Origin of the sequence: Brevundimonas sp., assembly GCF_016463485.1 — a bacterium.
In the GTDB taxonomy this organism is placed as follows: domain Bacteria; phylum Pseudomonadota; class Alphaproteobacteria; order Caulobacterales; family Caulobacteraceae; genus Brevundimonas.
The window spans coordinates 1-21,735 of sequence record NZ_JAEMRD010000049.1 but is presented as its reverse complement, the minus strand read 5'-3'; the positions used below and the strand labels follow the sequence as shown (position 1 = coordinate 21,735).

Sequence of the window (21,735 nt, the reverse complement as noted above, 5' to 3'; positions counted from 1 at the left end):
GCGCTGCGGCGCGAGGATCGAGACCTTGTGCCCGGCCCGCGCCGACAGGGCCTCGCTGGACAGGGTCGCCTTGCTCTCGCCGGCCTGAAGCTCGCCGCGCACCCGGGTGAAGCGGCCACCCGCCTTCGACCAGGCCGACAGGACCCCGGCCGCGTCGGGGCCGTTCAGGCGGTCGGCGTGTTCGACGACGGTCTCGATCTGGGCGGTCATGGTGCCGTCCTGGGCCATGCCCCGGACCGGGCCGCCGGTGCGCCCCTGCGCCTCGATGAGGCGGAACAGCAGGTCCACGCTGGTCGCGGCACCGGGCGTGGTGGCCGGGGCCAGATGGGGCCGCAAATAGAATTCGACCTGTTTCGCCGCCGAGATCGGGAAGGCCTCGGCACCGGGGCGGGCCACGAAGGTCGGTCGGGCCAGTTCGACCGCCAGATTGGGCCAACGCTGGCTGAGGCCATGGATGCTGGCGCGGATGGCCGGGGCCTTGATGTCGACGACGCCCTTGGAAGCGCGGGTCAGGGCCAGGCCGTCGGGCGCGACGATGACCCATTTGTCGGGATTCCAGGCCTCGGCCTGGGCCACCAGCCGGGGGGCCGACAGGGCGTGGCCCGACGGCGCGCGAACGGTCGGGGCGGTGGCCTCGACCCGCACGCGGAAGGGCCAGCCGCCGACATCGAGCTTCTGATAGCCGACCGCCCAGCCGCCGCGATTGGCGATCTGGACCTGGGCCTCCAGCCGTTCGCGCACCTGTCCGGCCAGATAGACCCACCAGACGCTCCAGAGCGCCAGCGCGATCAGGACCAGGATGAAGGGGGCCAGAAGCCCGGCGCGACTGCGACGACGAGGTTGGACGGTCATGCGGGGCTGATAGCGCAGGATTCAGGCGAAGGCACGGTCTGGATGGGCCATGGTCACAAGCTCAGCCGAACGGCACGATCTTGTTGCCGCCGTCATGGCCGATATCGGCGGCTCCCAGATACGGAATGCCCGACCGCGCGCACCAGTAGCGGACGATCTCCTCGGGCGTCAGGCCGAAGTCGGGTTCGTTGTAGGTGATGTCGGAGACGCGACCCAGGCGGATGCCGGCGAGTTTCTTCATCGAGGCCTGGCCGGTCAGGTGGAACATCATCCGGTCGATCCGGTAGAGCGCCTCGCCCACCTCCTCGATCATCAGGACATGGTCGGTCAGGTCGGGCTCCAGAGCCGTGCCCAGCAACTGGTCGATGATGGTCAGGTTGAAGGCGACGGCCTTCTTGCCGCCGGGGACCAGCGACGGCTCCAGCCAGGACTTGCCGCCGTTGACGAGCCAGTCGAGCGCCCCCTTTGCCGTCTCGTCGTGGCGCACGGAATCGGAGGCCATGGGGCCGTGGGCCACGTGCTCGAACCCCGCCTTGTACATCCCGGCCAGCAGGGTGCCGACGTCGGAATAGCCGAGGTAGCGTTTCTTGCGGGCCACGTCGTTCAGGTGCGGCAGGACCGCCTCGACCATCCGGCACGAGCCGTAACCGCCGCGCGCGAACCAGACGGCGTCGAAGCGCGGGTCGTTGGCGTAGTCGAGGAAGCTCTCGGCCCGCGCCCGGTCGTCCCCGGCGAAATGGCCGTGCTTCATGAAGCAGGCGGGGTGGAAGGTGATGGCGACATCGCCGTCGGGATGGTGTTCGGCCACCCAGGCCTTGACCGCCTCGGCCCGCGCCGGATCGAAGCGCGAAGACACGCAGACGACGCCGATCTTGAAGCTGTTGGCCATCATGCGGCTGGTCTCGGTCCTCGCCCGTGCTAGTCAGGGCGGCTCTCAGCCTTCCCGGTTTCGCCGACATGAATCAAGACGCGTCCTATTTCTTCTGCGGTATCGGCGGGTCGGGGATGCTGCCGCTGGCGATGATCGTGCAGGCTCAAGGGGGTCGGATCGAGGGGTCCGACCGGGCGCTGGACCAGGGGCGAACCCCGGCCAAGTTCGACTGGCTGCGGGCGCACGGCGTGATCCTGCATCCCCAGGACGGGTCAGGGGTGACTCGCAGCGACCAGATCGTGGTCGCGACCGGAGCCGTCGAGGACACAGTGCCCGACATCGGCGCGGCCCGGCGGGCGGGGGCGACGATCGTGACGCGGCCACAGCTGTTGAGCCGGCTGTTCAATGCGGCCCCGACCTCGGTCGGAGTGGCGGGGACCAGCGGCAAGTCGACCATCACCGGCATGATCGCCTGGATCCTGTCGCAGGCCGGGCGCGAGCCCACGGTCGTGAACGGCGCGGTAATGCGGAACTTCGCCGATGCGGACCATCCGTTCGCCAGCGCAATCGTAGGCTCGGCGGACCTGTTCGTGGCCGAAGTGGACGAGTCGGACGGATCGATCGCCCGCTATGATCCGAGCGTGGCGGTGGTGTCGAACATCTCGCTGGATCACAAGTCGATGGAGGAGCTGCGCGACCTGTTCGGCGGCTTCACCGGGCGGGCCGGGACGGCGGTGCTGAACCTGGACAACGTCGAGACGGCGGCCCTGGCGCAGGGGATGGAGGCGGGGCGGGTCGTCACGTTTTCGCTGGGAAATGCGGAAGCGGACCTGTCGGCGCATGATCTGGAACCGCTGGCGGCGGGGATGCGGTTCAGGCTGTCCGATCAGGCAAGTGAACGGAATGCGATCCTCAATGTCCCCGGCGCGCACAATGTCGCCAATGCGCTGGCGGCGCTGGGGGCGGTGCGGGCGTTGGGTGTGGACCTCGACCAGGCCGTCGCCGCCCTCGAGACCTTCGGGGGGATCAAGCGGCGGATGGAGGTCGTGGGGATGGCGAACGGGGTCACCGTCATCGACGACTTCGCCCACAACCCCGACAAGATCGCCGCCACCCTGAAGACCCTGCACGCCTTCGACGGGCGGTTGCTGATCCTGTTCCAGCCGCACGGGTTCGGGCCGCTGAAGCTGATGCGGGACGAGTTCACGCAAGGGTTCGCCGGGCTGATGCGGCCGGACGACGTCCTGCTGATGCCCGAGCCGGTCTATTACGGCGGGACGACGGACCGCAGCGTGGGGTCGCAGGATATCGCAGCCGGGGTGCGGGCCCTGGGGCGGACGGCGGAGGCGTTGCCGGATCGCGCAACGTGCGGCGACCGGATCGTCGAACTGGCGCAGGCAGGCGACCGGGTCATCGTCATGGGGGCGCGGGACGACACCCTGTCGGAGTTCGCCGCCGACCTGCTGGAACGCTTGAAGTCATAAGAAAAGCGCGACGGAACGTCCAACCGGCGACGTTGGTATTGCAAATCGTTCGCAAGATATGGCACAGGCCTCCCGTGACCGACGCCGCAGTCCCCCCGCGCCCCCAGACGCCCGAGAAAGCCCCGGCTCCGGCTCCGGCCCTGAATCGCGCGCGCGCCTTCTGGCTGAAGCAGCTGCACAGCTGGCACTGGATCTCGGCGGGGCTGAGCCTGGCCTGCATGATCCTGTTCGCGATCACCGGCATCACCCTGAACCACGCGGCCCAGATCAAGGCCGAGCCCGTGGTGACCGAACAGACCGCGACCCTGCCTGAGCCCCTGGTGGCGCGGTTGGCCGATATGCCGGAGGAGACCACCGATCCCGTGCCCGACGCCGTGGCGCGCTGGGCGACCGAGGCGCTCAAGGTCTCCGTCGCCGGCAAGCCGACCGAGACGACGCCCGAAGAGGTCTATGTCGCCCTGCCCCGGCCCGGCGGCGACGGCTGGATCACCATCGACCGGACGACCGGCGAGACGGTCATGGAGGTCACGAACCAGGGCTGGATCGCCTATGTCAACGACCTGCACAAGGGGCGGAACGCCGGGCCGGTCTGGTACTGGTTCAACGACATCTTCGCCGTCGCCTGCATCATCTTCGCGATCACCGGCCTGATCCTGCTGTGGCTGCATTCGCGCAGTCGGCCCTCGACCTGGCCGCTGGTCGGGCTGGGGCTGCTGATCCCCGTCGTGATCGCCCTGATCTTCATTCACTGAACGCCTAGAGTCCGTACACAGATGAAACTGCTCCCCCTCGCCCTCACGACAGCCACCCTGGCCACCGGCCTGGTCGCGACGTCCGCCTCGGCCGCCGATCTGAGCGTGTCGGTCGAGCTGCCGCGCATCAACAGCGCCTCCTATCACCGGCCCTATGTCGCGATCTGGATCGAGCGTCAGGACCAGAGCGCGGTGCGGACCCTGGCCGTCTGGTACCAGCAGACCCGCAACAGCGAGGGCGACGGCAAGGACTGGCTGAAGGATATCCGGACCTGGTGGCGCAAGGGCGGCCGCGCCATGACCATGCCCGCCGACGGCGTCTCGGGCGCGACGCGCGCGCCGGGCCGCCAGACGGTGACCGTTCCGGGTGCCCGTCTGAGCGGTCTGCCGGCCGGTCAGTACAATATCGTCGTCGAGGCGGCCCGCGAGCTGGGCGGTCGCGAATCCGTCCGCGTGCCCTTCCGCTGGGGCGCGGCCAACACCGGCTCCGCCCGGGGCGCGACCGAGCTCGGCGCCGTTTCCGTCACCGTCACCCGTTAAGGAGGGCCCGATATGACCCGCTTCAAGACCGCCGCCGCCGCCATCGCCCTGATGGCCGCCCTCGCCGCGCCCCTGTCGGCCCAGGCCCACCGCCGGTGGATCCTGCCGTCCTCGACCGTGCTTTCGGGGGCCGACGCCTGGATCGGCATCGACGGCGGTATCTCCAACCAGGTGTTCGTCGCCGACCACGCCGCCATGCGGTTCGACAACGTCAAGGTGACGGCGCCGGACGGTTCGACCGTCGCGCCCGAACATCTGATGCAGGGTCAATACCGCTCGACCTTCGACATCCACCTGACCCAGCCCGGCACCTACAAGATCGCCAATGCCTCGGCCGGGATGATGGTGACCTGGACGCTGAACGGCACGCCCGGCCGCTGGCGCGGGCCCGCCGCCGAGATGGCGGCCAATGTGCCGGCGGGTGCGACCGACGTGGTCGGTGCCCCGTTCGCCAACCGGATCGAGACCTTCGCCACCCTGGGCGAGCCGACCACGACCGTGTTCCAGCCGACCGGCGTGGGCATTGAACTGGTGCCCGTCACCCATCCGACCGACGTGGTCGCCGGTGAGGCCGCGACCTTCCAGCTGATCCGCGAGAACCAGCCGATGGCCGACACCGAGGTTACCATCGCACGCGGCGGCATCCGCTATCGCGACAACCCCGACGAAATGACGGTCAAGACCGACGCCGAGGGCAAATTCACCGTCACCTGGCCCGAGGCCGGAATGTACTGGATCAACACCGCCTGGCGCGCGGGCGGCCCGGCTCCCGAAGGCATGGGACGCGGAGGCCCGCCGGTGGCCTCGGCCTCCTATGTCGCCGTGTTCGAGGTCCTGCCCTGAGCCAGGGATCAAAGGGCGCGCCTCCGCCGGTCTTTCTCGGCGGGGGCGAAGCCGCGTCCGGCGAGGTAGGATCAGTACAGGGGGGGGCGGAGACCCGCGTCCTGATCCCGCCGATGGCCGAGCCGCCGGTTCAGCCGCCGTCGGACATCGTCTGGGTCATGGGCGGCGAGAGCATGGGCACGACCTGGTCCGCCCGCGTCATCGCCCCGCCGGGCGCCGATGCGACCGCGACGCAAGGAGCCGTCCAGGCCGAGCTGGACATCGTGGTGGCGACCTTCAGCCCGTGGGAGCCCACCAGCGAGATCAGCCGGTTCAACGCCGCGCCTCCCGGTCTTTGGGCCCTGTCGTCCACATTCTGGACCGTGCTGGAGGCGTCGATGGAGATCGCCGACGACACCAATGGCGCGGTCGATCCGACCTTGGGGGCCCTCGTCGACCTTTGGGGGTTCGGGCCCGGCGGTCCGCGCCCGGCCGACAGCCCCATTCCGACCGAGGACGAGATCGTCGCTGCCCAGGCCCTGGGCGGCTGGCAGGGCCTGCGGATGAACCGCGAGGCGCGTGGGGCCATGCAGGTCGGCGGGATGCGGCTGGATTTCTCGGGCATCGCCAAGGGCCATGCGGTGGACCGGGTCTCGGAGCGGCTGACCGCGCTGGGGGCCACATCGCATCTGGTCGAGATCGGCGGCGAGCTGCGCGGGCGCGGCGTCAAGCCGGACGGACAGCCCTGGTGGGTCGAGATCGAACAGCCGCCGGGCAGCCCCTCGCCGCGCACGCTGATGGCCATGGTCGATGTGGCCATGGCGACCTCGGGCGACTATCGCCGGGCCTTCGTCCACGGTGATCGGCGCTATTCCCACACCCTGGACAACCGCACGGGCCGGCCGATCGACAACGGCCTGGCCTCGGTGACGGTCGTGCATCCCAGCGCGATGAAGGCCGACGCCTTTGCCACCGCCCTGACCGTCATGGGGCCGTATGAGGGGCCGGAGTTCGCCGAGGCCTTCGGACTGGCGGCGCATTTCATCGAACGGACGCCGCGCGGGGCGATCGAGCGGATGACCCCGCTGTTCGCCGCCATGCTGGTTGATACGGACGAGGCGGCAACCAGCGGGGCGGTGACGACCGGGCCGGTGACGATCCAGTGACTACGACCGATCCCGTTCACTGGGCCGCAGCGGGCGCGGCGGTCGTTCTGTGGTTACTGCTCACCCTGATCACCATAGCGGGCGTAATCCGTACACGGACAGTCGGGCGTGCGCGCGCAGATGGATTGGCCTCTTCGGCCGGGAACGGCGCGACCGTGGTGGCCTTCGCCAGCCAGACGGGGATGGCCGAGGACCTGGCGCGAATGACGGCGCGGGCTTTGACGGAGGCCGGCGAGACGGCCATGGTGGTCTCGTTCGCCGAACTGGACCTGGCCATGCTGAAGGCGGCGCGGCGGGCCCTGTTCGTGGTGGCCACCACCGGCGAGGGCGATGCGCCCGACAGCGCGGCCCGCGTGGTGCGCCGGGTGATGGGCGAGGCGACGCCTCTGCCCGACCTGACCTACGGAATGCTGGCGCTGGGGGACCGGAACTACCGCGACTATTGCGGGTTCGCCCATGCGGTGGACGGATGGCTGAAGCGGTCGGGGGCCGAACCCCTGTTCGATATGGTCGAGGTCGACGACGGCGATCCGGACGCCATCCGCCAGTGGCAGCATCAGTTGAACGCCCTGACCGGATCGAACGCCGCGGCCGACTGGACCCCGGCGGCCTATCAGCCTTGGCGGCTGGAGAGCCGGACCCTGATCAACGCCGATGGACCGGGCGGCGAGGCCTGGCGGCTGAGACTGGTCCCGGTCGAAGACCTGCCGGACTGGCGGGCGGGGGACATCGCCGAGATCGGCGTGCCGGGGCCGGACGGTGGGGCCTCGCTTGCGGCGCGCGACTATTCGATCGCCTCCCTGGCGTCAGAAGGGGGGCTGGAGCTGCTGGTGCGGTTGATGAGCCATCCGGACGGGACGCCGGGGCTGGCGTCCGGGTGGCTGTCGCGGACCGTCGCGGTCGGCGGCGAGGTGCCGATCCGTATACGGACGAATAGCGGCTTCCACGGGCCGCAGGCGAAGACGGCGATCATCCTGATCGGCAACGGGACCGGCATCGCGGGCCTTCGGGCGCATCTGGTCGAGCGGCCGGTCGGTTCGGGAGAGTCCTGGCTGATGTTCGGTGAGCGCAGCCGCGAACATGACGCCTTCTTCGACGACGATCTGCAGGCCTGGCTGGCCGAGGGGCGGCTGACGCGGCTGGACCGGACCTACTCGCGCGACGCCAACGATGGCCGCTATGTCCAGGCCCTGATTGACGAGTTTGCCGATGAAGTGCGGGCCTGGGTGGGTCGCGGCGCAGCCGTCTATGTCTGCGGCAGTCTGGAGGGCATGGCGACGGGCGTTCATGCGGCGCTGGAGCGGGCCCTGGGCAGCGAGACCCTGATCGCCCTGTCCGAAGACGGACGATACCGGCGCGACATCTACTGACCGTCGGTCAGCTGCCCAGTTCGCGGTGCAGGAAGGCCGAGACGTCGTCCAGCACCGGGGCCTTTTTCCGGAACAGGGGCGAGAAGGTCGCGATCAGGTCGGCGTGGTCCAGGCCGGGATAGAGTTTCGCCTCTGACCGACCGCCGACGTCGTGCATCCGCTGGTTCAGGATGACGGTGTCCTCGTCGTGGACCACGGTGTCGGCCGTGCCGTGTCCCAGCCACAGGGGCGGGGCGTCGGCGCGCACGAAGGTGACCGGCTGGGTCAGGGTCGGGTCCGGCGCGCGGCCGAAGGCGTTGACCGAGGCCGGCACGTCGAACGGCAGGAACTCATAGGGGCCCGCCAGCCCCGCCGCCGCCCTGATCAGGTCCGGCTTGCCGACGGCGGACATGTAGCGGCGGTCCAGGGCGATCATCATGGCCAGGTGCGCGCCCGCCGAATGGCCTGCGACAGCCAGGCGGTCGGCGTCGCCGCCGTACTGACCCACGACGTCGGCGACCTTGGCCGTCGCGGCCGCCGCGTCCTCGATGAAGGTCGGGAAGACCACATTGGGCACGATCCGGTAGTCGGGCAGGGCCACGACGAAGCCGCGCGCCGCAAGCGCCTGGGCCGCCCAGCCGTACAAGGACCGCGAGCCCGAATCCCAGCCGCCGCCATAGAAGAAGACCACGACCGGCCGCAGAGGCTCGCCCGGCCGCCAGTCGGGACCGTAGAGGTCGAACCTCTGGCGCGGATCGTCGCCGTAGCTAAGGTCGCGCGCGATCCGACGCACGCCCCGGTCCCGGGGGCCCAGGGTGTTGAGCATGCCCAGCGGCGAACAGGCCGCCACCAGCCCGCCCAGCGACACGGCGCCGAGGCCGGCGAAGATACCTCTACGGGTCATGGAATCCTGAAATCCGACAGCGATGCGATCAGATACGCACGAACCGGCCGTTCGGCTCAATCGTCTCTTCGGTCATCGTGCGCCGGCGATCAGGGCGCCGCAGTTGGCGTCCTCGGCCAGACCCGGATCGACGAAGGCGAACAGGGCCGCGACCGGCGCCACCACCGCCCCCAGGATGGCCGTCAGCCCGCCTTGCGCCACCACCTGGCTGACATCGACGCCGATGCGCGGTTTGGTCAGCGGGCCGGTGATGTTGATCGGGGTCCACAGGCGCAGCAGGCGCGGCTTCTTGGACTCGCCGTCGATGCGCAGATTCAGGGTCTCTTCACCCAGGTTGATCGTGCCGGACCCCTTGGCCAGGACGACGTCGGTGTCGATGACCAGGGTTTGGGCCCGGGCCACACCGCCCGAGACGTTGAAGTCGGCGACGGCGCAGCGGATCGGAGACCTGCCCTGATCGCCCCGTAGCAGTCTGAGCAGGCCGGCCGAGGCGTTGACGCCGAGCAGTTCGGCGAAGGCCGAGCGCATCTCGCCGTTCGGGACGACCAGGCTGATCGACCCCTTCGAATTCGCCGCGAACCTGTGGATCGAGGCCCCCGGCCCCTCCAGCCGCGCACGGCCGAGCGCCAGGCCGCTGATCGGGCTGGACCCGTTCGCGGCGGGCACGATCGACTGCAACGGATAGCCCGACAGCCGGAAGTCGATGGCGGAATAAGGGGTGTCGCGCGTCGCATTGATCCGCGCCGTACCGTTCAGCGAGCCGCGATTGAAGGTGAAGGCGACCGGATCGAGGTTCAGGACACCCGCCTCCAGATCGGCGCCCAGCCGCACGGCCCGGATGTCCAGGTCGTTGGCCTTCACCGAGGCCGCCCGGTAGGTCAGGGTTCCATCCATGGAACGCAGGCGATCCACGGCAAGGGTCGCGTCGGGCAGCAGCTTGCCCGGCACGCCGGAGGATACGGTCGTGGTGTTGTCGCCCGAGGCGGTGGTCTGGGTCTTCGCGCCCAGGATGGCCGTGAGGTCGTTGATGTCCAGCCGCTGCGACGCCAGCCGGGCCTCGACCTTGAGCCGGCCCTGGGTCTCCACGGAAATGTCGCCCGACAGGTCCGAGGCCCCGACACGGCCGGAGACGTCGTTGAAGGTCCAGTGACTGTCGTCGCGCTTCAATGCGCCGGAGATGCGGTAGCGCGGGGTGTTGGGCAGGGCGATGCCCACCAGCTGATAAAGATCCGCCAGATCCTGGCCTTGCAGGGTCAGTGTCGCCTGGACCTGACCCAGGTCGAACGGCCGGGTCACCGAACCGTCGGCCGTCAGACGCGACCTCGCACCGGCCAGATCGGCGGTGAAATGATAGGGCCGATCCTTGCGGATGTTAATGAAGGGGCCGCCCTCGATGCGCAGCGTCAGGGGCGAGCGATTGATCGCGCCCTTGCCGTCCAGCACGAACCCGGCATCGCCGTCATTCGCCGTCTCGCGGGCATTGACCGTGGCGTCCAGGGTGAGGCCGCGCTTGCGCTCATCCACAACGATATGGCCGCCGGAGATGACCAGACGCTGGATCACCGGCAGTCTGGCACCCTCGCCGTCATCAGGCTTGTCGGGCTCGAGATCCCAGCTCTGTTTGCCGTCCTCGGTCGCGATCAGATTGACCTCGGCCCGGTCGATGGCCAGCAGCGGCATCTCGATCTGACCGCCCAGCAGCTTGCGCAGCCGCACCGACGCCTCGATGCGTCCGACGTTGGCGGTGTCGGTATCCCTGGACCAGGTCGGCCCGCCGAATTTGAGGTCGTTGACGATCACGGACGGCGTCCAGCTGAACAGTCGGACGTCCAGATCGCCCTGAAGGGCGACCTCGCGATCATACTTCACCGAGGCCCACCGCCCGATCGGCCCGCGCAGCCAGTTCCAGTCGAACACCAGCAGGAAGATCACGATGGCCGCGACCAGAACGAGGAAGATGCCGCCTGCGACTTTTTCTGTCAGGCCGGGGCGGCCGAAACTGGTGTAGACCGGGTCGTTGGCCTTGACCCAATCGCGCCATTCGCCGGCCCTGGTACCCGCCGGAACGAGGGCGCGTGTGCGCAGGCGGTCCCACGACAGCGCATCCTTCAGCCTTGAAATCATTCGGTTTGGCAAGCGCGGGTTCCGGTGCGACCCCCTTCAACGCGCGATGCTCGCATGTGGCGCCACGGTCTGTGAAGATTCCGCCGGCCGCCCTTCATTAACGCTCCGTGACAGGAGCAAATGTCGTCTACGTGTCATTTTCCTGTCGCGCCATCTTTACAGAAGCGAGGATCGGCGCATTATCCTCCGAACCCAGACGTATTCTCGTGCCGGGAGGAGCCAAAAAAAATGAACACGATGACCGCCATCACGACCGTCGCCGCCCTGATCCTGGCCTCGGCGGCCCCCGCCTTTGCCGGTGACGCCCGGACCGCCCACACGCCGACCCCGCAGCGCGTGGTGATGATGTGCGACGCCACGCCCGCGACCGTCAGCGCCTTCCGCCGCGAACACGGCCAGCGCCCGGTCTTCGTGACCGCCGACCAGGTCCTGTCGGCCCGCGCCACCGGCCAGCAATGGTCGGCTCCGCGCTGCATGACCGCGCGCGAGCACGGCCGTCTGGTCCAGGCCATGTCGAGCTACGCCGCCGCGCGCTGATCGGCCCCGCTTTCCGGACAGCAAAAAGGCCGCGGTTCGCACCGCGGCCTTTTCCTTTTTCAGCGATGATGCCCGTTACTCGGCGGGGCTCAGGTGGCGGTCCAGCCAGCCGAACACCTCATTGTGCCATTGCAGGCTGTTGGCGGGTTTCAGCACCCAGTGGTTCTCGTCAGGGAAGACCACCAGCCGGCTCTCGATGCCGCGCCGTTGCAGGGCGGTGAAGGTCGACAGACCCTGTGACGTGGGGATGCGGAAGTCGCGGTCGCCCTGGACCACCAGCATCGGCGTCTCCCAGTCCTTGACGTGGTTGATCGGGTTGAAGCGATCATAGCCGCGCGGGTTGTCGTACTGGGTGCCGCCGTACTCCCACTCGGTGAACCACAGCTCCTCGGTGCCGTAGGCCATGCCGTTGATGTCGAAGACGCCGTCGTGGTTGACCAGGCATTTGAATTCGTCGGACCATTTCCCGGCGATCCAGTTGATCATGTAGCCGCCGTATGACGCGCCGAGAGCGCAGGCGTTGTCGCCGTCCAGGAAGCTGTATCGCGCCTGGGCCGCCGCCCAACCCTTCTGCAGGTCCTCCAGCGGCCGGTCACCCCAGTGCTGGCTGATCGCGTCGGTGAAGGCCTGGCCGTAGCCGGTCGAGCCGTGGAAATCGATCATCACCACCGCATAGCCCGCGCCGGCATAGGTTTCCGGGTTCCAGCGATAGGACCAGCCGTTGCCGAACGACCCCTGGGGTCCGCCGTGGATCAGGAAGGCGACCGGGTATTTGCGCCCCTCGATGTAACCGGCCGGCTTGATGACATAGGCGTGTACCTCTTCGTTGTTCCAGCCCTTGAAGCTGAACTGCTCGGCCTCGCCGAACGCCTTGCCGTCCAGCTGCGGGTTCACATTGGTCAGGGGCAGGGGCATTTCGCGACCGAGGAAGGTCTTGGCGAACAATTCGCTGGGTCGCGTCAAGCTGTCCTGGGCGAAGACGAAGCCGGAGGGCGTCTGGACGAAGGCCGAGACGTGGCCGGGGCCGGTGATCGGAACGGGGCCCCCGCCGCCCTCGACCGGTATCGAGAACAGCCGCGTCTGGCCGACGTCACCGGCGACGACATACAGGGTCTGGCCGTCCTTCGACCATTGCAGGCTGTCGGCCGACCGGTCCCAGCGTTCGGCGACCTTGCGGGTCCGGCCCGTCGCCACGTCCATCAGCATGATCTGCCAGCGATCGGCCTCGAAGCCCGGCCGCGCCATGGCCCGATAGGCCAGGGTCCCGCCATCCGGCGAGAAGACCGGCCCGGTGTCCCAGGCGTCATTGGCCTGGGTCAGATTGGTCAACTGACCGGGTGCTGCGGTCGAGACCTTGTAGAGGTCGAAATTGGTGCTCCACGGCTCGGACTTGCCGGCCTCGCGCGCCGAGAAGACGATGCCCGATCCGTCGGGAGTGAAGGCGAACTCGCTCTCGTCGCCGAACGGCTTGGACGGGGTGTCGCCGTCGAAGCCCTTGGTCACCCAGACCGGGTCGCCGCCGGACGTGGGCACCACGAACAGATGATTCTGGGTGCCGTCGGCCCAGGTGTCCCAGTGGCGCACGAACATCCGGTCATAGACCTGGCCCGTCGCCTTGTCCTCGTCGACCGCCTTGGTCCGCTCCACCGTGCAGGCGATGTCGACGCAGTCGGGGAAGACGGCCAGGGACACCACGACCTGGGAGGCGTCGGGGCTCAGACGATAGGCGTTGACGTCGAGCGCCAGTGTCGTGACCTGGGTCGCGCCCGTCCCGTCGGCATTGGCGCGCCACACCTGGCTGGTCCCCGAGCGTCCCGACAGGAAATACAGCTTGCCGTCCGACCCCCAGCGCGCCGTGTTGGCCCCACCGTCCGAGATGGCCAGCCGCCGCGGCTCGCCGTCCGCCGACAAATCCTTGATCCACAGGCTGCCCGCACGCCGGTTGGCCGCCACGTCGGTGGTCGTCACCGAATAGACCAGCCATTTGCCGTCCGCCGACACCTGCGGATCGCCCAGCCGGTTGGCCGAGATCATGTCCTGATAGGTGAAGGCGTTGGGCACGGCGGGTGCGGCCGGTGCCGGCGTCAGGGGTTGGCCCGGATTGGCCGCCTGGGCCAGGGCGGCGGGGGCGCTCGCGATCAGGGCGAGAGCGGCTACACTGCAAAGGAGGGGGCCGGAAAGTAGCGAACGGTAACGCATGGGGGGTGTCCTCACTGAACTGTTGGCGATGGCGTAGCACCGTCGCCTGCGAGGCGAAAGTTGTCGCCAGAAGTGAACTTAGCTAAGATGTGGGTCCAAGGAGCGCCGCCGATGACCACCGTCACCGTCCATCACGCCAAGACCCACCTGTCCGCCCTGATCGCCGCCGCCGAACGCGGCGAGGAGGTGGTGATCGCGCGCGGATCGGTCCCCGCAGCCAGGCTCGTGCCGATCGACGCCCCCGCGCCGTCGCCTGTTCCCCGCGCTCCCCGCGTTCCCGGCCGGTTGAAAGGATTGGTCGCTCTGGACGACAGCTTCTTCGACCCCCTGCCGGAGGACGAGCTTCGGCTGTGGGAAGGGCGTGGTTCCGAAGGGTGAGGCTGCTCCTCGACACCCACGCCCTGGTATGGTGGCTGGATGACAGCGTAGAACTTAGCCGCGAAGCGGATGCCGCCATCCGCGATCCGGCCAACGACATCTGGGTCAGCGCCGTGTCGGCCTTCGAGATCGCTCAGAAACACCGGATTGGAAAACTGCCGTCCGCCGCCCGGTTGGCGCGGAACTTCGACTCGGATGTCATGGCGGAAGGGTTCCTGGCCCTGTCGATTTCGCCGGGCGAGGCGAGGCTGGCGGGGGCCATGCTCAATCCGCACCGCGACCCCTTCGACCGGATGTTGATCGCCCAGGCCTTGCTCAACGACATGACCCTGGTCTCGAACGAGAAACTCTTCGACGGCTTCGGCGTCGCCCGCCTCTGGTAGCTTGCCCCCCGGCCCCGATCCGGCGACAAGCGCAGGGCATGGAATCGGCCGCCCCCACCGTCAGACAGCCCCATATCTGCGACGTGCTGATCGCCGAGCGCGCGCCACGGCTCACGCGGTCGATCGCCTGGCCGATCGTGCGGCCGTTTCTCTACAGGCTGCTGAACTACAAGGCCGCGCGGCGGATGGCCGACGGGGTGGCCGGCCTTTCGGGACAGGCGGCGTTCGATCACATGTCGGATTTGCTGGACCTGAAGGTCTCGACCCTGAACCTCGACCGCATACCCCCGACCGGCCGGTGTGTCGTGGTCTGCAACCACCCGACCGGCATCGCCGACGGGGTCGCCGTCTATGATGCGATCAAGACCCGCCGCTCCGACGCCGTTTTCTTCGCCAACGCCGATGCGCTAAGGGTTTCTGCCCGGCTGAACGAGATCGTCATCCCGGTCGAATGGGTGGTCGAGAAGCGTACGCGCGAGAAGACCCGCGCCACCCTGGACGCCGCCCGCGCCGCCTTCGAGGCCGAGAGATGCATCGTCATGTTCCCGGCCGGGCGGTTGGCGCGGGTGTCGCGCGACGGCTCCCTGACCGATCCCGAATGGGCCTCGACCGCCGCGTCGATGGCGCGGAAGTACGGCGCTCCGGTCGTGCCGATCCATGTCGCGGGGCCGACATCGCGGCTGTTCCACCTGTTCGACCGGGTGTCGCAGGAACTGCGCGACATCACCCTGTTTCACGAGCTTCTGAACAAGCGAAAGCAGGCCTTTCGCCTTGCCGTCGGCAAGCCGATCTCACCGACCCGGCTCGATATCGACGCGACCCGCGCGACCTACGCGTTGAAGGCCTTCACCGAACGGGTACTGCCGACCCAGCCGGACGCCGATTTCGCATGAGCGCGGACATCCGCATCGCCTTGGCCGACGCCGAGGCCACCACGGCGCTGGGCGCGCAGATTGCGCCCCTGCTAAGGGGCGGGGACGCCGTCCTGCTGTACGGCCCGCTCGGCATGGGCAAATCGACCCTGGCGCGCGGCCTGATCCGGGCCCTGACCCGACCCGACGAGGACGTGCCGTCGCCGACCTTCACCCTGGTGCAGTTCTACGAGACCTCACCCCCCGTCGCCCATTTCGACCTGTATCGCCTGACCCGGCCGGAAGAGGCGTTCGAGATCGGGCTGGACGAGGCACTGGAGGACGGTGCGGTCCTGATCGAATGGCCGGAACGTCTGGGCGAGGACGTTTCCTGGATCGCGGGGACCAATCTGTTGTGTATCACCCTGTCCCAGGATGGGGGGGCGGAAGACGGCGCGGGCAGGGTTGCGACCGTTTCTGTCGCAGGGACGTGGGAGACGAGGCGCGATGACATCACGGGATGATCGCGAAGAGCAAAGGCTGGCCTTCCTGGCCTCGGCCGGGCTGGCCGACGCCATGCGCGCGCCCCTGCCCGGCGACGCCTCGACGCGGCGCTATGAGCGGCTGACCTCCGCCGATGGCCGGTCGCTGATGCTGATGGACCAGGCGGCCTCGGCCGAGAGCCCACCGTGTGACCCCGGCTGGACGCCGGAACAGCGTCACGCCGCCGGATGGAACGCGGTCGCCCGCCTGTCGGCCGGTCGGATCGACGCCTTCGCCGCCGTCGCCGCCCACCTGAGGTCGGTCGGCCTGTCAGCGCCTGCGATGCCGGCCCTGGACGCCCACGCCGGCCTGGCCGTGCTCGAGGATTTCGGCGACGCCCTGTTCGCCAGCGTGATCGAGATGGGTCAGGACGAGACCCCGCTGTATCTGGCCGCCGTCGAGGCTTTGGCCGCCCTGCACGACGCGCCGACGCCCGATGTCCTGAGCGGACCCGGTGGGGACTGGCCGCTTCAGACCTATGACGCGACCGCGCTTCAGGGTGGGGCCGACCTGTTCGTTGAGTGGATGCCCAAGCTGGACTCCAGGCTGGCGTTCGACGCCGCTGCCATTGCCGACTGGCGCGAGGCCTGGGCCCCGGTGGTCGAGGCCGGTGAGGCAGGGGCCACCGTGATGGCTCACAGGGACTATCATGCCGAGAACCTGATCTGGCTGCCGAACCGCGACGGCCCGGCCCGTGTCGGCATGATCGATTTCCAGGACGCGGTGCGCGCCCATCCGTCCTGGGACCTCCACTCCCTGCTTCAGGACGCGCGCCGTGATGTCTCGCCGGCCCTGGAGGCCAAGGCGCTGGATCACTATTTCGCCCTGCGGCCCCAGGTGGATCGCATGGACTTCATGCGGTCCTACGCCGGGCTGGCGGCGCTGAACGAGGCGCGGATCCTGGGCATCTTCGCCCGGCTGATCGTGCGTGACGGCAAGCCGAGGTACCGACAGTTCATGCCCCGGATGTGGGCGCATCTTAATGCGAACCTGAAACAGCCGGGGCTGGAGACGGTCGCCGCCTGGTTCGACCGCTACGTGCCGGTGGAGGCGCGCGCGTGACCGCCGTTCCGACCACCGCCATGGTCCTGGCCGCCGGGCTCGGCACCCGGATGCGGCCCCTGACCGACGATCGCTCCAAGGCCCTGATCGAGGTCGGCGGCAAGGCCCTGATCGACCACAATCTGGACCGGCTGGCCCATGCGGGGGTGCAGCGCGCCGTCGTCAACGTCCATGCGTTCGCCGACCGGCTGATCGACCATCTGAAGGCCTGGCGTGGCGATCTGGAGATCGTCGTCTCGGACGAGCGCGATCATACCCTGCCGCTGGAGACCGGCGGCGGGATCAAGGCGGCGGCGGACCTGCTGGGCGATTCGCCGATCGTGGTGGTCAATATCGACAGCGTCTGGATCGAGGACGGCGAACCGCCGGCCCACGCCATCCGCGACCTGTGCGACGGTTTCGATCCTGACCGGGCGACGTGCCGGCTGATGCTGGCCCGCGCCGGGCGGACCTCGGGTCTCGACGGGCCCGGTGACTTCCTGATGGATGACCAGGGGTGCCTGACGGGAAGGCGCGCGGCGGGGGCCGCGACCGCGCCGTTCAACTATATGGGCGTCCACATCGTCGATCCCCGGCCGATCTATGCCTACCCGGAGACCGAGTTCGGGCTTTTCCCGGCGGGCGGCGGCCTTTGGGGCGGCTGGGCGGCCGAGGGGCGTCTCCATGGGTTTGTCATGGAGGGCGACTGGATGCACGTCGGCGATCCCGGTGCCCGCGACGCCGCCGAGGCGCGTCTGGCCGCGTCGGCGTGACCGAACGCTTCAATCCGTTTCAGGGGTCGGGTCCACGCTGGCGGGCCATCCCGTCGCACCGGCCCTTCCTCGATGATCTGGCCGCAGGCGTCCTCGACTGGCTCGGCGACGCGCCGCCCGAGACCCTGTCGGACGCCATCATCCTGCTGCCCAACCGGCGCGCCGCACGAGCCTTCGGCGACGCCCTGTCGCGGCTCAGCGGGGACCGGCCCGTCCTGCTGCCCCAGGTCCGGCCGCTCGGCGATCTGGAGGAGGACGAACCGCCGTTCGCGCCGGGCGAACTGGGCCTCGACCTGCCCCCCGCCATCGCGCCGCTGACCCGCCGGTTCGAGATGGCGCGGATGATCGCGACCGAACTGCACGGCGAATACGAGGACCGACCCGCCCATTTCGGCCCGTTGCGCGCGCTGGAACTGGCCGACGCCCTGGCCGGGTTTCTGGATTCCTGCCAGATCGAGGAGGTTTCGGACCTGTCGGGCATCCGGGGGCTGGTCGAGGCGGACCTGGCCGAACACTGGCGCACCTCGGCGGACTTCCTGTCGCTGGCGGTCGAGGCCTGGCCCCGGCGGCTGGCCGAACTGGGGCTGATCGACCCCGCCGATCGTCGCGCCCGACTGCTGCGTCTGCTGGCCGAGCGCTGGGACAAGCATCCGCCTCAGGGTCCCGTCATCGCCGCCGGATCGACCGGCTCGGCGCCGGCCGCCGCCGATGTTCTGGGGGCCGTGGCGCGCGCGCCGATGGGCTGCGTCGTCCTGCCCGGCCTCGATCTCGATCTGGACCCCGCCGTCTGGGCAGGCCTGGGCGAGGAGGAACAGCACCCCCAGAACGCGCTGTGGCGGCTGCTCGACCGACACGGTGTCCCGCGCGAAGACGTGCGCCCGTGGTTCGAGCCGCCCCTCGTCCCGGCCGTACGTGCGAGAGGTCTCGCCCGTCAGCGCCTGATCAACGAGGCCCTGCGCCCCGCCAACGCCACGGCCGACTGGCGCGTCGAGATCGCCCGTATCCGCAAAGAGGCCGCGCCCCTGACCGGCGCCGACCCCATCGCCCTCGGTCTGGAGGGCCTGTCGGTCCTGACCCTGCGCACCGAGGAGGACGCTGCCCAGACCCTGGCCCTGATGATGCGCGAGACGTTGGAGACGCCCCGCCCGGACGGCAAGGCCCGGACCTGTGCCCTCGTCACCCCCGACCTGGCGCTGGGCCGCCGCGTCGCTGCCCGGCTGGAGCGGTGGGGGATCGTGCCCGACAACTCATCCGGCGCGCCCCTGTCGCGGTCGTCGGCGGGGGTGCTGGTCGATCTCGCCGCCCGCTGGATCGCCGACCCGCTCAAGCCCCAGACCCTGCTGGCCCTGCTCAAACATCCGCTGGTCCGCATCGATCTCGGCGACGGCGATGTCGCCGGGGCCGCCGTGACGCTGGAACGATACGCTCTGCGTGGTTCCCGCCTGCGCCGCTGGGCTCAGGTTCACGCTCGGCTGGAGAAGGCGGGCCGGCCCCACGACGGCGGCAAGGCCCCGTCGGAGGCTCGTCTGGCCCGCCTGGCCCTCGCCAATGCCCTGGTCGATCGACTGCAGCGTCGGTCGGAGGCCGCCTGCGCGGTCTTCACGCCTCCCGGCCGGCACGCCCGCGCACCGCTGGATGTCGCCGCCACCGCCCTGACCACCCTGATCGAGGCCCTGGCCGGCCAGAACGCCTGGGCGGGCACGGACGGAGAGGCCGCCGCCGCCCTGCTGACCGGCTTGATCGAGGGGGGTGCCGCGCTCGGCGCCGTCAGCCCCGACGACCTGGTCGAACTGGTCGCGGGCCTGTTGGCCGAGACCACGATCCGCACCGGGGGGGCGACCCATCCCAACCTGCGCATTCTGGGGGCCATCGAGGCGCGGCTGGTTCGCGCTGACCGGATGATCCTGGCCGGTCTGGAAGAAGGCGTCTGGCCCGGCCCGGCACCGACCGATCCCTTCCTGTCGCGCCCGATGCGCAAGACCCTGGGCCTGCCCCCGCCCGAGCGTCGCCTGGGCCAGACCGCCCAGGACTTCGTCCAGGCGGCCTGTGCCGACGAAGCGATCCTGGTCCATGTCGAGCGACGCGGTGGCCAGCCGGCGGTCAAGTCGCGCTGGCTGTGGCGCTTGGAGATGCTGACGCGCGGAGCGCACACCGAGGCGGTGCCCGTCAAGATCGCCCGCCCGACCGCCTGGCCCGACCTGGCCCGCGCCCTGGATGCGCCCCAGAACCGCATCCCGGCCTATGCGAAACGCCCCGCGCCGCGTCCGCCGGTCGAGCGCCGGCCGCGCAAGCTGCCGGTTACCGGGGTCGAACGCTGGGTCCGCGACCCCTATGCCGTCTATGCCCGCTATGTGCTGAACCTGCGCCAGATGGACCGGCCCGGTCAGTCGGCCGAGGCCCTGGCGCGGGGACAGGCGGTTCACCAGGCGGTCGAGCGGCTGACCCTGTCCTGGCCCGACGTCCTGCCCGACGACTGCGAGGGCGCGATCCGCGATCTGTTGCACGAGGAACTGGGCCACCACGGCTTCGAGGACGCCGCCATGGCGCGCGAGACGCCCATGGCCCGCAACTGTGCGCGCTGGCTGGCCGGGTTCGAGCTCCGCCGTCGCGCCCGGGGTATCGACATCCACGTCGAACAGACGGTGGCCCACACCTTCGACGCCCCTGCCGGTCCCTTCACCCTGACCGCCAAGGCCGACCGGATCGAGCTGTCGTCGTCGGGCGCCGCCGTGCTCGACTTCAAGACCGGCCTGCCGCCCTCGGCCAAACAGGTCCGCACCGGGTTCGCGCCGCAGCTGACTCTGACGGGCGCCGTCCTGGCCGAAGCCGGCTTCGCGACCTCGGGGCCCGTCGAGCCTGAGGAGCTGACCTATGTCCGCGTCGTCGGACGCAAGGTCGCGGGCGAGCAGAAGATCATCACCGAGGGTGCCGAGGCGGCGGAATGGTCGCGGGCGGCGCTGGAAGGCCTGAAAGCCCGCGTGGCGCGGTTCGACAGCCCCTCGACGCCTTACCTCAGCTGGGTCGCGCCGCAGTTCATGGGCAATTTCGGCGGCAACTACGACCATCTGGCCCGCGTCTGGGAATGGCACGTCGTCGGCGACGAGGGCGAGACATGAGCACCCCTTCCCCCGGCGTCCGCATCCTGCCCGACCCGCACCAGCGGATGGCGGCCGACCCGCGTCAGTCGGTCTTCGTCACCGCCAACGCCGGATCGGGCAAGACCTCGACCCTGGTCGACCGGGTGGCGCGGCTGCTGCTTGAGGAGGTCCAGCCGGGCGAAATCCTTTGCGTCACCTATACCAAGGCCGCCGCCGCCGAGATGCAGGCCCGGCTGTATGACCGGCTGGGCGAATGGGCGGTCATGGACGATCGCGATCTGGAACAGAATCTGGCCGATCTGGTCGGCGGAAGGCCCGATCCAGACCTGTCCAAGGCGCGTCGGCTGTTCGCCAAGGCTCTGGAGACGCCGGGCGGGCTGAAGATCCAGACCCTGCACGCCTTCTGCGAAAAGCTGCTGCGGCGGTTCCCGCTGGAGGCCGGGGTGACGCCCGGGTTCACCGTGCTGGAGGACCAGGCGGCGGCCGCCCTGTCGCACAGCGCGCGCGAGGAACTGGCCCGCGAGGTGCTGAAGGACGAGGACGGGCCCATCGGCCGCGCCTATGCCCATTTCGCGGTCGAGCTGGACTGGGCGTCGTTCGAGGCCCTGCTGGCCAGGGTCGAGCAGGACCGTGTCCGGCTGATCGACTATGTCGCCCGCGTCGCCGACGGCCGCTGCCCCTCGCCCCACGACCTGACCGGGGCCGATCCGGACACGGACCTGGCCGGGCTTCAGGCCGATTTCATGCGCTGGCTGGACCGCGACGAGTGGGTTGAGATCGCCGAGGCCATGTCGACCGGCTCCGTCACCGACCAGGCCTGCGCCGACCGGATGTGGGCCGCCGAATGGACCTTCACAGAGGTCGCCTCCGTCTTCCTGACCGGCGGGTCGCCGCGCAAATCCATGGCGACCAAGAGCGCCCCGCCCCATGCGCGCGACTGGCTGACCCGGATGCAGGACAAGGTGGTCGCCACCCTGGGCGCGGTCCGCAAGGCGCGCGTCGCCGAGGACACGGTCCACGTCCTGACCCTGGCCCAGGCCCACGGCGCCCTCTACGACCAGGCCAAGG

General features: G+C 69.5%; 20 protein-coding genes. 15 read left to right on the top strand and 5 right to left on the bottom strand.

Annotated features, from left to right (window positions below):
* Both JHC99_RS09135 and JHC99_RS09130 read right to left on the bottom strand, forming a co-directional pair.
* Positions 1-852, bottom strand: an 852-nt coding sequence (locus JHC99_RS09135) for a DUF2125 domain-containing protein (protein WP_292153565.1), incomplete at its 3' end; no start/stop codon positions are given.
* Between the two features lie 61 nt (positions 853-913).
* Positions 914-1,744, bottom strand: coding sequence for an LD-carboxypeptidase (locus JHC99_RS09130; protein WP_292153563.1), 831 nt, complete (start codon positions 1,742-1,744; stop codon positions 914-916).
* 65 nt (positions 1,745-1,809) lie between these two features.
* Here JHC99_RS09130 and JHC99_RS09125 point away from each other — a divergent pair, with 65 nt between their 5' ends.
* The 6 genes from JHC99_RS09125 to JHC99_RS09100 all read left to right on the top strand — a co-directional run bounded on the left by JHC99_RS09125 (position 1,810) and on the right by JHC99_RS09100 (position 7,857).
* Positions 1,810-3,207: a Mur ligase family protein gene (locus JHC99_RS09125; protein ID WP_292153562.1), complete on the top strand. Its 1,398-nt coding sequence runs from the start codon at positions 1,810-1,812 to the stop codon at positions 3,205-3,207.
* Between the two features lie 74 nt (positions 3,208-3,281).
* Positions 3,282-3,959, top strand: a complete 678-nt coding sequence (locus tag JHC99_RS09120; RefSeq protein ID WP_292153560.1) for a PepSY-associated TM helix domain-containing protein — start codon at positions 3,282-3,284, stop codon at positions 3,957-3,959.
* Between the two features lie 21 nt (positions 3,960-3,980).
* Positions 3,981-4,499 carry a DUF2271 domain-containing protein gene (locus JHC99_RS09115; RefSeq protein WP_292153558.1) on the top strand — a complete coding sequence of 173 codons (519 nt, stop codon included), beginning with the start codon at positions 3,981-3,983 and terminating at the stop codon, positions 4,497-4,499.
* Positions 4,500-4,511: 12 nt separating this feature from the next.
* Positions 4,512-5,342 carry a DUF4198 domain-containing protein gene (locus tag JHC99_RS09110; RefSeq protein WP_292153556.1) on the top strand — a complete coding sequence of 277 codons (831 nt, stop codon included), beginning with the start codon at positions 4,512-4,514 and terminating at the stop codon, positions 5,340-5,342.
* Positions 5,343-5,455: 113 nt separating this feature from the next.
* The gene (locus JHC99_RS09105; protein WP_292153555.1) at positions 5,456-6,487 is read left to right on the top strand and encodes an FAD:protein FMN transferase; all 1,032 of its coding nucleotides are present in this window, start codon (positions 5,456-5,458) and stop codon (positions 6,485-6,487) included.
* On the top strand, positions 6,484-7,857 hold the full coding sequence (locus tag JHC99_RS09100; protein WP_292153553.1) for a sulfite reductase subunit alpha: 1,374 nt from the start codon (positions 6,484-6,486) through the stop codon (positions 7,855-7,857). The genes JHC99_RS09105 and JHC99_RS09100 overlap by 4 nt, the downstream gene beginning before the upstream one ends.
* Before the next feature lie 7 nt (positions 7,858-7,864).
* Here the strand turns inward: JHC99_RS09100 and JHC99_RS09095 are convergent, their stop codons facing one another.
* Both JHC99_RS09095 and JHC99_RS09090 read right to left on the bottom strand, forming a co-directional pair.
* Entirely contained in the window at positions 7,865-8,740 is an 876-nt protein-coding gene (locus JHC99_RS09095; RefSeq protein WP_292153551.1) for an alpha/beta hydrolase, read from the bottom strand.
* A gap of 72 nt (positions 8,741-8,812) precedes the next feature.
* Positions 8,813-10,864 (bottom strand): AsmA family protein, encoded by a 2,052-nt coding sequence (locus JHC99_RS09090; protein ID WP_292153550.1) that lies wholly within the window; start codon positions 10,862-10,864, stop codon positions 8,813-8,815.
* Positions 10,865-11,092: 228 nt separating this feature from the next.
* Here JHC99_RS09090 and JHC99_RS09085 point away from each other — a divergent pair, with 228 nt between their 5' ends.
* Positions 11,093-11,401, top strand: a complete 309-nt coding sequence (locus tag JHC99_RS09085; RefSeq protein ID WP_292153548.1) for a hypothetical protein — start codon at positions 11,093-11,095, stop codon at positions 11,399-11,401.
* A 75-nt stretch (positions 11,402-11,476) separates the two neighbouring features.
* On the opposite strand, the gene JHC99_RS09080 is transcribed toward JHC99_RS09085, so the two are convergent.
* Positions 11,477-13,600 carry a S9 family peptidase gene (locus JHC99_RS09080; protein WP_292153546.1) on the bottom strand — a complete coding sequence of 708 codons (2,124 nt, stop codon included), beginning with the start codon at positions 13,598-13,600 and terminating at the stop codon, positions 11,477-11,479.
* 111 nt (positions 13,601-13,711) lie between these two features.
* On the opposite strand from JHC99_RS09080, the gene JHC99_RS09075 reads away from it, so the two are divergent.
* The 8 genes from JHC99_RS09075 to JHC99_RS09040 all read left to right on the top strand — a co-directional run.
* Positions 13,712-13,978, top strand: coding sequence for a type II toxin-antitoxin system Phd/YefM family antitoxin (locus JHC99_RS09075; protein WP_292153544.1), 267 nt, complete (start codon positions 13,712-13,714; stop codon positions 13,976-13,978).
* Positions 13,975-14,361 (top strand): type II toxin-antitoxin system VapC family toxin, encoded by a 387-nt coding sequence (locus JHC99_RS09070; protein ID WP_292153542.1) that lies wholly within the window; start codon positions 13,975-13,977, stop codon positions 14,359-14,361. Before JHC99_RS09075 ends, JHC99_RS09070 begins: the two co-directional genes overlap by 4 nt.
* Before the next feature lie 38 nt (positions 14,362-14,399).
* Entirely contained in the window at positions 14,400-15,254 is an 855-nt protein-coding gene (locus JHC99_RS09065; protein ID WP_292153540.1) for a 1-acyl-sn-glycerol-3-phosphate acyltransferase, read from the top strand.
* Positions 15,251-15,736, top strand: coding sequence for a tRNA (adenosine(37)-N6)-threonylcarbamoyltransferase complex ATPase subunit type 1 TsaE (gene tsaE, locus JHC99_RS09060; RefSeq protein WP_292153539.1), 486 nt, complete (start codon positions 15,251-15,253; stop codon positions 15,734-15,736). Before JHC99_RS09065 ends, tsaE begins: the two co-directional genes overlap by 4 nt.
* On the top strand, positions 15,720-16,817 hold the full coding sequence (gene amgK, locus JHC99_RS09055) for an N-acetylmuramate/N-acetylglucosamine kinase AmgK (protein WP_292153537.1): 1,098 nt from the start codon (positions 15,720-15,722) through the stop codon (positions 16,815-16,817). The genes tsaE and amgK overlap by 17 nt, the downstream gene beginning before the upstream one ends.
* Positions 16,814-17,569 (top strand): nucleotidyltransferase family protein, encoded by a 756-nt coding sequence (locus tag JHC99_RS09050; RefSeq protein ID WP_366927756.1) that lies wholly within the window; start codon positions 16,814-16,816, stop codon positions 17,567-17,569. Before amgK ends, JHC99_RS09050 begins: the two co-directional genes overlap by 4 nt.
* Positions 17,566-20,685: a double-strand break repair protein AddB gene (gene addB / locus JHC99_RS09045; RefSeq protein ID WP_292153535.1), complete on the top strand. Its 3,120-nt coding sequence runs from the start codon at positions 17,566-17,568 to the stop codon at positions 20,683-20,685. Before JHC99_RS09050 ends, addB begins: the two co-directional genes overlap by 4 nt.
* Positions 20,682-21,735, top strand: a 1,054-nt coding sequence (locus tag JHC99_RS09040) for a UvrD-helicase domain-containing protein (protein WP_292153533.1), incomplete at its 3' end; no start/stop codon positions are given. The genes addB and JHC99_RS09040, both read left to right, overlap by 4 nt.

Excerpts from the sequence above, each read along its gene's own strand:
- JHC99_RS09130 (WP_292153563.1), bottom strand. The coding sequence starts at position 1,744 with ATGATGGCCAACAGCTTCAAGATCGGCGTCGTCTGCGTGTCTTCGCGC.
- JHC99_RS09125 (WP_292153562.1), top strand. The coding sequence starts at position 1,810 with ATGAATCAAGACGCGTCCTATTTCTTCTGCGGTATCGGCGGGTCGGGG.
- JHC99_RS09115 (WP_292153558.1), top strand. The coding sequence starts at position 3,981 with ATGAAACTGCTCCCCCTCGCCCTCACGACAGCCACCCTGGCCACCGGC.
- JHC99_RS09110 (WP_292153556.1), top strand. The coding sequence starts at position 4,512 with ATGACCCGCTTCAAGACCGCCGCCGCCGCCATCGCCCTGATGGCCGCC.
- JHC99_RS09105 (WP_292153555.1), top strand. The coding sequence starts at position 5,456 with ATGGCCGAGCCGCCGGTTCAGCCGCCGTCGGACATCGTCTGGGTCATG.
- JHC99_RS09095 (WP_292153551.1), bottom strand. The coding sequence starts at position 8,740 with ATGACCCGTAGAGGTATCTTCGCCGGCCTCGGCGCCGTGTCGCTGGGC.
- JHC99_RS09090 (WP_292153550.1), bottom strand. The coding sequence starts at position 10,864 with ATGATTTCAAGGCTGAAGGATGCGCTGTCGTGGGACCGCCTGCGCACA.
- JHC99_RS09085 (WP_292153548.1), top strand. The coding sequence starts at position 11,093 with ATGAACACGATGACCGCCATCACGACCGTCGCCGCCCTGATCCTGGCC.
- JHC99_RS09080 (WP_292153546.1), bottom strand. The coding sequence starts at position 13,600 with ATGCGTTACCGTTCGCTACTTTCCGGCCCCCTCCTTTGCAGTGTAGCC.
- JHC99_RS09075 (WP_292153544.1), top strand. The coding sequence starts at position 13,712 with ATGACCACCGTCACCGTCCATCACGCCAAGACCCACCTGTCCGCCCTG.
- JHC99_RS09065 (WP_292153540.1), top strand. The coding sequence starts at position 14,400 with ATGGAATCGGCCGCCCCCACCGTCAGACAGCCCCATATCTGCGACGTG.
- tsaE (WP_292153539.1), top strand. The coding sequence starts at position 15,251 with ATGAGCGCGGACATCCGCATCGCCTTGGCCGACGCCGAGGCCACCACG.
- amgK (WP_292153537.1), top strand. The coding sequence starts at position 15,720 with ATGACATCACGGGATGATCGCGAAGAGCAAAGGCTGGCCTTCCTGGCC.